The following is a 12285-nucleotide window of genomic DNA, read 5'->3' as shown; positions in this document are numbered from 1 at the left end:
TTTGAGTAACTGACTCTATGGATGAATTAAATACAAAAATGAATGATGAAATTAGGGTAAGAGGGCAAATTATTGCTCTAAGTTTGAAACTTGAAGATATTTTAACTAAAATTATCTACTCGACTTTTAAACCAATATGCGAAAATGAAGAAGTCTTAAATTTATATCTTGAAGAATTCATTTTGCCAATAGCTTTTGGAAAGAAAATAAGCCTTTTTAAACAAGTATTGAAAACAGAAAAATATCAAACTAAAATTAAGTTATATTTAGAATCCAATTCTTCAATTACTAAAAATAGAAATATATCAACAGCTAAGGAATTAACTAATTTCTTAGACCTAAATCTATCTGAGACTTTAAAAACTAGGAATCTAATCGCTCACGGATTGAATGTGAATGACTTAGTCGCTGAGGAAGTCGATTTAGATAATGGGAATATCATTTTTGCTAACAAATTAAAATCAGAAATACTGAATAAAAACTCTTTGAAAGACTTTTCTGAAAATACATTATTGATTTCCTTCATAATACTAATGATAAACAGATTTTAATATATAAACCCCATACAACAATGTATAACCCCTATTTCGGCGGATTCGACTACGTCTGAATCTGCTTGGAAGTGCTAACTTCTGTGCCAAACAGAAAATTAACGCATATAAATCCTTAACTGACGGTTATATTAGACCGTAACCAATTTGATAAAAATTAGTTCTCAAGAGTCATATTGTAACACATTAGTTAAAAAGCAGACTCATATAATAGAGTATATCCTAAATATTAAATTTAAATACTTATGAAATTAGATGAAGCATCTGCATTTTTCAAAAATTTAATAATAGAATCAGATAATAAAACTGAAATCAAAATTTATAAGAATTTTATTTCAATTTTTACTGATTTGAATAATAGAGATCTTTCAGAAGAACAGTTAAAATCAATAGAAGAAAAACTTGATTCTCTAAATTTTAATGAGAACTCTGATAACAGAAAAAAACACTTCAAGCAAAAGCTGAACCTATTTGTAGGGTATTTAAAAGAAAAATTATCTCTGATTTCAAAAGGTTATTATACTGCAATCGGAATGAGCCTTGGTATGAGTTTTGGAGTTGCGTTTGGAGCAGCTTTCAAAAATGTTTCATATGGATTAATTTTCGGGATGTTAATTGGAATGTTAATTGGAATTGCGAAGGACTCTAAAGCTAAAAAAGAAGGTAAAGTTTTAAGTACGAATCTGTAATAATAACTAGCTACAACACCTTATAAAATTAATTGCTAGTGCAAGTCTATTTTTGAAAATTCTCTCAAATTTTCTTTTCGGTTTGTCTTTGCTAAATTAGGTGCTTAAAAAAGCACTATTCTTATACATAAAGGCTGTACAACATTTGATGAAACACAAAACGATAATATTAATAATCACATTTACAGCGGATTCGACTACGTCCGAATCCACTCGGAATTGATAACGTTAGTTTTAAACTGAAAATAAACGCTAATTTAACACAGTAACTTAAAGCCCTAGTACCAACCTCATGAAATCACCAACCCCAAAACAAATTATTAGAATGCTACTGTTTGTGGGAACAGCTATCTCATTGTATTTTGTGCCGTGGCCAATAGTTACAGCTTGGATAACACCTTTACCAAATACTATACAGGAACAAGTAAACAACGCTAAAGATTATGGGTTTGATGGTATTGTAGTATATGTAGATAAGGGTCAAGATAAGGAACCAGAGTTTTACACTTCAGGATATAAGAATAGAGCATTACAAACACCAGCAGATCCTCAAGCCTTATTTAAAATAGCAAGTGTAAGTAAACTTTATGTAGCACTTTCCATAGCCAAATTAGAGCGTAGCGGTAAACTTTCAATACATAAAACGCTATCCCATTACCTGCCAGAATTAGAAGGAAGTATAGATAATGCTAAAGACATAACCCTAAAAATGATGGTTACCCATAGAAGCGGTATTCCCAACTATACAGATGTGCCTAATTTTTGGGCAAATCCACCAAGTAGTGAACAGAAGATCCTCGAGCTTGTCTTAAATACGCCAGCCAATTTTAAGCCAGATCAGGATTATGAGTACAGTAATACCAATTACTTATTGCTTGGTCGTGTAATGGATCGTGTTTTAGGATATAGCCATTTACAATATATACAACTAGAAATTTTAAATCCGTTGCAATTAAACAATACGTACACTTCTTTAAATGATGTGAATATCGAAGACGTTATGAGTGGCTATTATGTAGGTTATGAGGAAGATCTTAAGACAGATTATATTGGGTCTATGCTTGCTACTGCACAAGATTTAGGCAAGTTTATAAGAGCGTTAAACGATGGCTCTGCATTTTCTGATGCTAAGGAACAAGAGATATACACATCCCTTTATAAATTTAATCATACTGGCCTTATACCAGGATACCAAACCATAGCAGAATACCACCAAGATATTAATACGGTTGTTATTCAGTTTACTAACACCGTAAATTTTAATGGCTACAATTGGAACTTATCTGAGATTATGTATAGTCGAATTTTAAAAATTCTGAAGTCAAAAGATTAAAATCTATATGTTGTTTTAAAACCCTTAGCACCTTATGAAAGCTATAACAATTGTAAATAGAGCATTAACACCTAAGGAAAGCAATCAAGTAAATTTAGGGTTTGATACATTAATGCGAGAAGAGCATGTAGCGTTAGAGAAAACAGAACCCATACATTTTGTAGCAATACAAGAAGATTATCTTATTGGCTGCGCTATAGGATTAGCACATAAAAACGGCGACGTATTTTCAGGTTGGTTTCACTTAACAGATTTGTTTGTAGAGAAAGAATTTCGAAATTTAGGCATAGGCGCATCACTTTTAAAAGAACTTGAAGCACACTGCAAAGCAATTGGTGTTACTAAAATTTGGTTATGGACATCTGGAGCAGCTTCGGTTAGATTTTATAACAGACACGAGTATTCACAATTTGCAGAATTAGAACAGTGGTATTCAGATGGTAGCAGCCGTATTGGACTACGAAAAACAATTTAAAATATTTCAGAATAAAAACGGAAGTCAATTTCTATCTAAAACAATAGATTAGATATATTTGAAAGACCATTTATATATCGCATACTATTAATTACTACCTATGAAAAAAGCCATCTTACTTATACTTGCTTGTGTAGCATTATCATCTTGTGCACTTAAACCAATACCATCTCAGTTTAACTTTGTGAAAACAAACCTAGAAGAGGTTTCATTAGACAGTCTAGGAAACGGAACCATTATGGTATATAATGGCGCAAATTTCTTACATAAGATAGACAATACTGCGCGACTTAATATTTGGATAGATGAAAAGCCTTTAGGTCAAATTCGCCCTAGTGAATATGTAATTATAAACTTAAAAGATGGCAAACGTCTCTTTAAGGCAGTACATATAGATATGGTAAAAATGAGCAGTCTTCATGATGTTATTGTAGATGCAGAGACAAAGGTGATTGAAATTAAACCTACCGTGACATCAAACAAATTAACGGTTACCAATGCATTTCCTGAAAAGTTTGAAAAATTTAAATATGCAGAAAAGCGATAAGTTTGCTTTTCTGTAGCCATCGTTTTTAAACACCTTATCTTTAGCCTTAAACTAACCTATTCATGCATTCGTTTTTTATAAAGGTCATAATTAAAGCTACGCGCACATTTAAAGATGAAGATCACGGCGATTATTATTCAGATTATGAAATTGCCAAACGCTACCGAGAATTTATAAGACTTAGCAAACGCTTTTTTAAAAACTTCATTTTAATTGTTGCTGGTATTTTTTCAGCATCATTTGGCTTTAAAGGATTTTTACTTACTAATGATTTTATAGATGGTGGCGCCACTGGTATCTCACTACTATTAGCTGCACTAACAGTCGTGCCACTTTACGCACTTATTATTTTAGTAAACCTGCCTTTTGTAATCTTAGGCTATAAGATTATGGGAAAAAGCTTTGCCATAAAAACAGCCTTTGCCATTGCAGGATTAGCAATATGTGTGGCGGTAGTACCATTTCCTAATGTCACTAATGATGATTTGCTTGTAGCTGTCTTTGGTGGTTTTTTCTTAGGTGCAGGAATAGGTCTTGCCATACGTGGTGGCGCGGTGATAGATGGCACCGAAGTTTTAGCCATTTACTTAAGCAGAAAGTTTGCAGTAACCATTGGTGATGTTATAATCATAATTAACGTTTTAATTTTCTCTGTAGCTGCTTATTTTCTTTCTATTGAAATTGCCTTGTACTCTATGATCACCTACATTGCTGCTTCTAAAACCTTAGACTTTATTATTGAAGGTATAGAAGAATATATAGGTGTTACCATTATTGCCTCTCAAAGCGACCGCATAAAAAAAATGATTATTGAAAAACTGGGTAGAGGTGTTACCATCTACAAGGGTAAAGGTGGTTTTATACAAGATGGTTTAAGTAAAGATCACGATATTATTTATACGGTAATTACAAGGTTGGAGCTTAATAATCTAAATTCTGAAATAGAGCGAATTGAGCCAAGTGCTTTTATTGTAATGAATAGTATTAAGGATATTAAAGGTGGTATGATTAAAAAACGACCGTTAAAACATTAGCCGTAATCTATCTTAAGTCAAATACTATGGAGCATCAATTTATAGCAGACCAAGAACTATCTCAAAAAGATTTTACTGTTGAAGCATTTGCTGTGGGAGATTACGAGTCTTGCACGTTTAAGAATTGCAATTTTGCAAATGTTAACCTTTCTCAGGTTAAGTTTATAGATTGTGAATTTGAAGCCTGTAACTTAAGCTCTGCTAATATTTATGAAACCGGATTTCAAGATGTAGCATTCTTTGAATGTAAGATGTTAGGATTACAATTTGATAAAGCAGATACGTTTGGGTTTTCAATAATCGTAAAAGATTGCCAATTAAATCACGCTTCATTTTACAAGGTAAATTTAAATTCAAGTTCTTTTGAAGGCTGTAATTTTCAGCAAGCAGATTTCTCTGAAGCTTCTTTAAAAGGAATAACCCTTACAAATTGTAATTTTCAATTAGCAGTGTTTGATGGTACCAACTTAGAACACGCCAATTTTAAAGGCGCCACAAACTACACTATAAACCCAGAAAAGAACCGAATTACTAAGGCGAAATTTAATTATCCAGAAGTTTTAGGATTGTTAGAAGCGTACCAAATAACAGTTGAAGATTAATACAATGACACCAAGAATTGAAACTTTAAAACCTACAGTGTTAGTTGGTATGCACAACACAATGAGTATTGCGGCAAACACCACACAACAGCTTTGGCAAAGGTTTATGCCGAAACATAAATCCATATTAAATAGGGGTGATGCTATCTTATATTCGGCTGAGGTTTATCCTTCAGTAGACTATTTTAAGAGTTATAATCCAGAAGCAGAATTTCAAAAATGGGCAGCAGTTGCAGTCCACTCATCTCAAAGTATCCCTGAAACTATGGATATGCTAATGGTGCAAGGAGATTATGCAGTTTTCACCTATACAGGGTTAGCTAGCGACGTATATAAAGCCTACCAATTTATATATTCAAAATGGCTTCCTGCTTCAAAATATAAACTATCTAATAGACCACATTTTGCGAAGATGGATAGTACCTACAACCCAAATGATCCTAGCTCTCAAGAAGAATTATGGATACCCATTCAGTTAAAAGAGTAAAAAAACAAAACACCGCTAAACTAGTGTTTAACGGTGTACTACTAACCAATCACTCAAATGGCTTATGAACCACGAGTACGTTAATTATTTTTTAAGGTCTTCCAATTCTCATCTGCTTTGCTCTGTAATTGTTCTGGACCTTCTTCGTCCCATTTCTTTTTAGTGTCGGCAAAGATATTGTCATAAAACAAGTATAGTTTACCATCTCTAATTTCATAAGATTCTGGGTTTATGCTAATTTTCTTGTTTTGTGCACCTACTGCATAAGCACAATACCCGTTATATTGCGGCTCGTACTTCTCAGGATTAGCTTTAAACTTGTCCAAATTATTTTGGTTTACAAATTTATATTTGGCGCCATTATATGTTGTTGAGTAACGATCAAAGCCTTCTGTAGCATTGTCGTTAAAATATTCTGTAACATCATAACCATCTGCCATATAGCCATTGCCATTTACATTTGGTCCAATATTCTGCGATGCACACGCCACAAGTAATAATGTGGTAAATGCTAATAATGCAATCTTTTTCATAATAGTATAGTTAGGTTATTAGTGCGTTTAGTCCACTACTAACCATCTACCTAACATTTAAAGTGCTTATTAACAGTAAGTTTAACAAAACTTAAAGAAAGTTGGTGGTTTCTGGATAGGGTATAAGTGCACTAATTAGTAGAGAGATACTATCTTTTAAGATTAAGGTGATGGCAATGAGTATGGCAACTACCAAGATACTAGTGCCAATATTGTTCTGCTGTATATCTTTAAATTCATTAATTCCCTTTGTTAATGTTGAGAAGAGTACAAACACAGAGAAATTAATTATTACTGCAAATACAAACCCAATAATAAGATATAAGCCAGAATAGAGAAGTATATCTGTTATGGTTATACTTTGATTGGTACTCATAGAAAGCCTTATAACATTGGTGATGCTTGGTATAATTTCACTCAAGATAATACCAACAGATAAGATGATACCACTTGTAAACACAATAAATGCCATATTGTTTTGCTTTAAATCTGTACCCCTAAAAAACAAACGTTTTAATATAGAGTAAGAGGCATAAATTATAATTACAGAAATAATAACTGCAATAACAATTTCTAAAATAGCAAGACCAAGAAGATGTGAGTTCATAAGTTAGTTGTTAGTAAGTACAATGTACCATTTATTAAGATCTTTAAAATTTTGAGGCAGTGTACCCATTGTAAAGTTTTGAGAAGTGGTTTCCCACACATAGTATTTTTTACCTCGATAGGTTTTATACTGTCCGCTGGTTGGTAAATTTATACCTAGTATAGAGTGCATATAATAGTCGCTATTCAGGATGGCTATATCATACCCAAAGTGAGAAAGTATAGTGTAAATTAAGACAGTACGAGTATCACAATCTCCCTTTAAGTTAGCCAGATAGGAAACAGGGTTTTGTAACCCAAATCTTTTGTTTCCAATGCAACACGATGGGCATTCTCGTAACAACTCAGCAAAATCTTCCTCATAAAATTCTGGAGCTAAACAGGCGCCTTCAAGTACTAGAGCATATGGCATATCTTGTACCATAGTGACAACCATATCTGCAAATTGCTTCGCATTTAAGTTTTCTGAGGTCTTTAAACTTTCAAATGCATTATAAACCAAATCTAAACTTGAGTCGTCATTGGTTGAAACCAAAGTATATAAATCTCCCCAAAATGTTGCTTGACCTGTATATTTAAAATTGTCAGTTTGGTTTTTAAGTCTATGGTAATCTTGTTCTCTTACCATAAATTCACTAGAGTAGGAGGCGCCATAATAATCACGCCAAGTACGATTATGTGTAAAAACCTTAACAGAATCTGTTCCTGTTTTTAAGAATCGGGTGTCAATAGTATTCTCAACAGTGTCTATAATGTTACGATCTTTGCTAGTACTATTATATAGGTAAAAAAGACCTGCAGATATAATTCCGAGGATTATAAAACCAGCCGTTTTTCCTGTTTTAAATGTTGAGGTAGATGCTGTCTTCCTAAACAACAAAGGTGTAACTCTATTGGCAATAAAAAGCGTTCCTATAAAGATAAGAAGTATGTTGTATTTAATATTAGCATAAATAATAGCTGTAAATACTGCAGCAACAATTACACTAATGCAAAATGATAAACAGCCATAGCCTAGGTTGTTATTTTGCTCTGCCATTATAACACCATTAAGTTACAACCACGAACATCACTATGATCAAAACGCCCTAAGATTTCGAAATCTGTTTCAGATATCTGTTTGCCTAAATCTTGAGTTGCTATAAACGAACAAGAGTTTAAATTGGCAAGATCTATAACATTTATACCTCCAGTTTTTCCTTTATTTAAATATGTTAAGGCATCTTCTGGATCTCGAATTAAAATTTTCATATGCTTAGGACAGTTAAAAACACCTTGGCCGTTTGAGTATGCCTGGCTTAATAACTCTGTCATTCCATATTCACTATGAATATGGTTAACTCCAAATCCTTTACTTAAAATTTCGTGCAGTTCTTCACGAATCATTTCTTTTCGGCGTCCTTTCATTCCTCCAGTTTCCATAACAATAGTGTTTTCAAGTTGAAATGAATAAGCGTCAACCAAATCTAATAACGCAAAAGAAACACCTATTAATAATGTTTTTTGTCCGCTAGCATCAAGCGCTTTTAGTGTTTGCGCAAGGTCTTCCAAATTATGAAGATAAAATCCACTTTTAGGATGTTTAGAATCTGCTATTAAATTATTTGCCATATAGATTAAAGACGAACCATCGCGTTCAAGATAGGACGGCAGCAATGCTAAAATTGCATAGTCTTCTGGGTTTCCGTAAAATTCTTGGAATGCTATATTAAAGCTGTCTTCATAGATAGTTAAATCTGTAATGAAATGCTTACTTGTTTGAGAACCTGTTGTGCCACTACTTGTAAATGTTTTTACAATAGGCTCTTTAGACGATAGGATGTCGTGAGACTTAAAAAATTCAATAGGAATAAAGGGAATATCACGTAGGCTGTTTACGTTACTAGGATGCTTATCTAGAAGTTTACAGAATTTTTGATACACTGCATTAGCTTCGTACTGAAACTTAAACACACGTAAGGCAAGTGTGTTAAACTCTAATTCTGAAGTTATTTTAAAGATGTCTTCTCTTAGCATTATACAAAGATAGCTAACCTAAAGATGTCATTTTAATTAAATTTTAAAACATAAAAAAAGAGCCTTCAGTTATTGAAGGCTCTTTATATATTATAAACTCAGCTAAATTATCTTACGATAAGCTTTTGAGTAGATACTGCTCCATCTTGAGTTACTTTCACTAAGTAAATTCCAGATTGTAAAGCAGACACATTTAATGTGTTGTTTGTAAGCTTTTGAGATACTACTTTCTTACCAAGGATGCTGTAAATTGCTACAGTCGCATCAGAAGAGTTAGTAGTGTTTATTGTTACAGAACCATTTGCAGTTGGGTTAGGGAACAATACAAACGTTTGCTTGTTAAAGTTCTCTGTTGCTAATACAAAATCATTTGGAGCGCCAGGCGTTCCCATATCTGTACCATCTCCATATGTTGAAGTTGCAGTACCCCAATTAGAACCTAGATCGTTGTCTGTGCTATTTAACGCATCGATAGCAAGCTCCATACTTGCACCATCTGGATCTGGGAATTCTGCACCACCATCGTAAAATACTTGGTCTATTACAGTACCAGAACATGATAAAATAATTTCATCATCTCCATTTGCTAAAGCCATACCATCATACTCGTAAGCAACGTTAGTAATACCACCATTAAGAGCAGCATCTCCTTCGTTAGCAAAAACAGCATAAGAGTTAGGAGCAATTATTACAGAAGTTTCAACAGTAAAAGAATCTGATCCAGCATCTGAAATAATCCAACCCATCATATCAATAGGTGTAGCAGTTGTATTGTAAACTTCAAAATATTCCTTATTTGTATCTGTTCCATCAGGATTCTGAAGGATTTCAGTAATAATTATAGCACCTTCACCAGGACAAGCTGCTGTAGCTACACAAGTAGGAGCACTTATAAATCTTGTAAGATCGCAACCGCTATCTGCAGTGTCACCTAAAATGTTTACAGTAAAGTCTGTACCTTCATCTACAAGTGTAATTGTTATAGTACCTTCTGCAACAGCAGATGGATCGTCTCCACCAACAACTCCTACACCACCAGTATTAATTGTGTACGTAGATGTTCCGCCGTTTGTAAAAGGAATGCTTGTAGTATATGTATCTGTTCCTGCAGTTTGTGTATCACAATTTGTAGTCGCATCTCCCAAGAATAAATCACAAGGAAAAGCAACGCTAAATGAAATTGCATTTGAGTCTAAAGTAGCATTACCACTATCTTTTAATTCAACAGTAACATTGTAAGTTTCTCCGTTTGAAGTAGGAATAGCAAATGGGCTTGCTGCATCTTGAGTAGTTACGCCATCTACAATTACATTTACAGTACTACCTGCAGGAGCATTAGCTGTTGTAAACTCTAGGTCTACACTTGTAGTGCCATCTGCAAATACTTGACCATCTGTTGGTGCAGTAATAGTAACCGTTGGTGTTACTGTAAAATTGTCTATTAATCTTAAATGATCTATTGAGATATCTTCATCGCCAGCATCTAAGTTTGCGAAAGTAACTCTAAGATCTGCTACAGTTCCTGTAACACCTAAATCAACATTAAATGTTTGAAAAGCACTTGATAAAGGCGTGCTATCTGCAACACCATCAAAATCTGTATCTAAACCTGGTTCTGTATTAGTACCACCTTGAGAAGCAAATTGAAGAATTTTAGTGTAACCACCGCCATCTACTTGAACTTCTACAAATACCAATGCATCTGCATCCCAGTCTTGGTTAGCTGAATCATCATCTTCAGCTGCAAGCATTACAAATGAAAGGTTTGATAATCCTGAAATATCTATACCAGTAAAATCTAATGATTGTATTGGGGCTGCACCTTCACCATCTATATCGTGAGCTGCAAAGAAAAAAGAACCATCTGCTCCAGATACCTCATAAGATGAGTTAATGTCTGAACCATCTGTTCTAAGGAAAAAATCATTAAAACCATCAGTAAATTCTGGTGTAGTGGTAGTATAACGTGTACCATTACCATCTGTCTCGAAGCTCTCTTCTAGAGCAACTGTTTGAGCAAGCATAAGCGTGCTTGCAAATAAAAAGGTAAGTAAAAAAGTAATTTTTTTCATCATAGATAAATTTTATTATTCGTACGAAAATACGAATTAGATTCCAAACGTTTTGTTAATATGATTAATATCAATACTATTTAATGTTATTATAACATAGTAGTAATAGGTAAAAAAAAAAGCCTCTCACATGGAGAGGCTAGTTTATATTAAATGGTTCTAGCTTAGTTTCTTACCCAACCAGCACTCCAAGTATCGTAATCTGTACCTGTACCATTGTCTATACCAGAAAAGAAATCATCTTCTGTAAATTCTGCTCCAGTATCGTTCTTTAATCTTAAAGTAACATCTGTAAATAAAATATCTGTTACACCTGTTTCGTTAGCTGTTACACCAGAACCAGTAATGTTTTCTCCATCTTCATCATCTAAATCAAAAGCTTCAGCAAAACCTGAAAGTTCTACATTTGTGAATAAAGCTCTTGTTCCTGCACGTAAACGAATTGCTTCATTTTCGTTAGATGATCCACGTCCTACAATTGTAATGTTAGTGATGTTTGGAGCTGAGAAAAATCCAGAGTCTGAATTATTTCCTATATCTGTATTAAAGCCATCTCCTTCAATACCTTTGTCATGATCTACACCATGTCTTACGTATACGTTAGTTAAAGAACCAGTATAACCTTCAGTCCAGTCTACAGAGTCGTCTTGTGCGCCAACTACAGATATGAAGCTTGCATTTACAGTACCACCGAAAAACTCAACACCATCATCTTTACCTTCAAAAGCTTGAATGTATTCAATAGTTGTACCAGAGCCTACACCATAAAAAGAAAAGCCATTGTTTTCTGAAGAAGCATCTGCACTACCACCAGAATACTCAACACGTACGTAACGTAAAGTACCTGAGTTGTCATTTTCTATACTACCACCATATGGTAAGTTTCCAATTTCTGAAGTAGATGTTGCGTCTCCACCAGCTACAGAGTTAATTGGTGCTCTACCTAAAATGATAAGTCCACCCCAATCTCCTGCATTAGGAGTTGCAACATTTGATGTTAATACAATTGGGTTAGAAGCAGATCCTGAAGCGTTAATTGTAGCACCTTGTTGTACAGCAATATATACATCTGATCCTGCATTTGCTTTAACTACTACACCTTCATTAATGGTTAATGTTCTTCCTGTTGGAACAATAAGAGCAGAAGATAATGTGTATGTTTCATTAGCCGTTAGAGTTAAATCTTCAGATAATGTACCTCCAATTACGTTGTCTTGGTTTCCGTTGCCACCATCTCCACCATTGGTGATGTTTATTTGAGAAGTGTCGTCATCTGAGCAAGATGCAAAAAACATTGCAACTGCTGTAAGTCCTGTTAATAAAAGATTTTTTTTCATTGT

The 12285-nt window shown here is 33.8% G+C and carries 14 protein-coding genes; 8 read left to right on the top strand and 6 right to left on the bottom strand.

Annotation, left to right across the window (positions count from 1 at the left end; translation table 11 throughout):
- The first annotated feature begins 17 nt into the window (after nucleotides 1-17).
- From CA2559_RS01905 to CA2559_RS01870, 8 genes are all read left to right on the top strand, one after another.
- Nucleotides 18-551 carry a hypothetical protein gene (locus CA2559_RS01905; RefSeq protein ID WP_013186144.1) on the top strand — a complete coding sequence of 178 codons (534 nt, stop codon included), beginning with the start codon at nucleotides 18-20 and terminating at the stop codon, nucleotides 549-551.
- Nucleotides 552-796: 245 nt separating this feature from the next.
- Nucleotides 797-1240, top strand: coding sequence for a hypothetical protein (locus tag CA2559_RS01900; RefSeq protein WP_013186143.1), 444 nt, complete (start codon nucleotides 797-799; stop codon nucleotides 1238-1240).
- 292 nt (nucleotides 1241-1532) lie between these two features.
- Complete coding sequence (locus tag CA2559_RS01895; protein ID WP_013186142.1) at nucleotides 1533-2573, top strand: serine hydrolase domain-containing protein; 1041 nt, start codon at nucleotides 1533-1535, stop codon at nucleotides 2571-2573.
- Nucleotides 2574-2607: 34 nt separating this feature from the next.
- Entirely contained in the window at nucleotides 2608-3048 is a 441-nt protein-coding gene (locus CA2559_RS01890) for a GNAT family N-acetyltransferase (RefSeq protein WP_013186141.1), read from the top strand.
- Between the two features lie 100 nt (nucleotides 3049-3148).
- The gene (locus CA2559_RS01885) at nucleotides 3149-3595 is read left to right on the top strand and encodes a hypothetical protein (RefSeq protein ID WP_013186140.1); all 447 of its coding nucleotides are present in this window, start codon (nucleotides 3149-3151) and stop codon (nucleotides 3593-3595) included.
- Between the two features lie 62 nt (nucleotides 3596-3657).
- Nucleotides 3658-4629: a YitT family protein gene (locus tag CA2559_RS01880; protein WP_013186139.1), complete on the top strand. Its 972-nt coding sequence runs from the start codon at nucleotides 3658-3660 to the stop codon at nucleotides 4627-4629.
- Nucleotides 4630-4655: 26 nt separating this feature from the next.
- Nucleotides 4656-5231, top strand: coding sequence for a pentapeptide repeat-containing protein (locus tag CA2559_RS01875; protein WP_013186138.1), 576 nt, complete (start codon nucleotides 4656-4658; stop codon nucleotides 5229-5231).
- A 4-nt stretch (nucleotides 5232-5235) separates the two neighbouring features.
- The gene (locus tag CA2559_RS01870; protein ID WP_041241079.1) at nucleotides 5236-5718 is read left to right on the top strand and encodes a GyrI-like domain-containing protein; all 483 of its coding nucleotides are present in this window, start codon (nucleotides 5236-5238) and stop codon (nucleotides 5716-5718) included.
- Nucleotides 5719-5798: 80 nt separating this feature from the next.
- On the opposite strand, the gene CA2559_RS01865 is transcribed toward CA2559_RS01870, so the two are convergent.
- The 6 genes from CA2559_RS01865 to CA2559_RS01840 form a co-directional block, all read right to left on the bottom strand.
- Nucleotides 5799-6251 (bottom strand): YHS domain-containing (seleno)protein, encoded by a 453-nt coding sequence (locus tag CA2559_RS01865; RefSeq protein WP_013186136.1) that lies wholly within the window; start codon nucleotides 6249-6251, stop codon nucleotides 5799-5801.
- A gap of 91 nt (nucleotides 6252-6342) precedes the next feature.
- Nucleotides 6343-6858, bottom strand: a complete 516-nt coding sequence (locus tag CA2559_RS01860) for a DUF350 domain-containing protein (RefSeq protein ID WP_013186135.1) — start codon at nucleotides 6856-6858, stop codon at nucleotides 6343-6345.
- Between the two features lie 3 nt (nucleotides 6859-6861).
- Nucleotides 6862-7896 (bottom strand): hypothetical protein, encoded by a 1035-nt coding sequence (locus CA2559_RS01855; RefSeq protein WP_013186134.1) that lies wholly within the window; start codon nucleotides 7894-7896, stop codon nucleotides 6862-6864.
- Entirely contained in the window at nucleotides 7896-8876 is a 981-nt protein-coding gene (locus CA2559_RS01850) for a LuxE/PaaK family acyltransferase (protein ID WP_041240851.1), read from the bottom strand. The genes CA2559_RS01855 and CA2559_RS01850 overlap by 1 nt, the downstream gene beginning before the upstream one ends.
- Nucleotides 8877-8980: 104 nt before the next feature.
- A complete protein-coding gene (locus CA2559_RS13515) occupies nucleotides 8981-10948 on the bottom strand; it encodes a lamin tail domain-containing protein (protein WP_083798852.1) in 1968 nt (655 codons plus the stop codon).
- A gap of 161 nt (nucleotides 10949-11109) precedes the next feature.
- Complete coding sequence (locus CA2559_RS01840; RefSeq protein ID WP_013186131.1) at nucleotides 11110-12282, bottom strand: hypothetical protein; 1173 nt, start codon at nucleotides 12280-12282, stop codon at nucleotides 11110-11112.
- Nucleotides 12283-12285: the final 3 nt, after the last annotated feature.

This window comes from Croceibacter atlanticus HTCC2559, from assembly GCF_000196315.1.
Lineage (GTDB): Bacteria > Bacteroidota > Bacteroidia > Flavobacteriales > Flavobacteriaceae > Croceibacter > Croceibacter atlanticus.
The sequence above is the reverse complement of the archived record's forward strand: the minus strand, read 5'-3'. Positions and strand labels throughout refer to the sequence as shown.

Coding starts and splice junctions, on each gene's coding strand:
- CA2559_RS01905 (WP_013186144.1), top strand. CDS start 18: ATGGATGAATTAAATACAAAAATGAATGATGAAATTAGGGTAAGAGGG.
- CA2559_RS01900 (WP_013186143.1), top strand. CDS start 797: ATGAAATTAGATGAAGCATCTGCATTTTTCAAAAATTTAATAATAGAA.
- CA2559_RS01895 (WP_013186142.1), top strand. CDS start 1,533: ATGAAATCACCAACCCCAAAACAAATTATTAGAATGCTACTGTTTGTG.
- CA2559_RS01890 (WP_013186141.1), top strand. CDS start 2,608: ATGAAAGCTATAACAATTGTAAATAGAGCATTAACACCTAAGGAAAGC.
- CA2559_RS01885 (WP_013186140.1), top strand. CDS start 3,149: ATGAAAAAAGCCATCTTACTTATACTTGCTTGTGTAGCATTATCATCT.
- CA2559_RS01880 (WP_013186139.1), top strand. CDS start 3,658: ATGCATTCGTTTTTTATAAAGGTCATAATTAAAGCTACGCGCACATTT.
- CA2559_RS01875 (WP_013186138.1), top strand. CDS start 4,656: ATGGAGCATCAATTTATAGCAGACCAAGAACTATCTCAAAAAGATTTT.
- CA2559_RS01870 (WP_041241079.1), top strand. CDS start 5,236: ATGACACCAAGAATTGAAACTTTAAAACCTACAGTGTTAGTTGGTATG.
- CA2559_RS01865 (WP_013186136.1), bottom strand. CDS start 6,251: ATGAAAAAGATTGCATTATTAGCATTTACCACATTATTACTTGTGGCG.
- CA2559_RS01860 (WP_013186135.1), bottom strand. CDS start 6,858: ATGAACTCACATCTTCTTGGTCTTGCTATTTTAGAAATTGTTATTGCA.
- CA2559_RS01855 (WP_013186134.1), bottom strand. CDS start 7,896: ATGGCAGAGCAAAATAACAACCTAGGCTATGGCTGTTTATCATTTTGC.
- CA2559_RS13515 (WP_083798852.1), bottom strand. CDS start 10,948: ATGATGAAAAAAATTACTTTTTTACTTACCTTTTTATTTGCAAGCACG.
- CA2559_RS01840 (WP_013186131.1), bottom strand. CDS start 12,282: ATGAAAAAAAATCTTTTATTAACAGGACTTACAGCAGTTGCAATGTTT.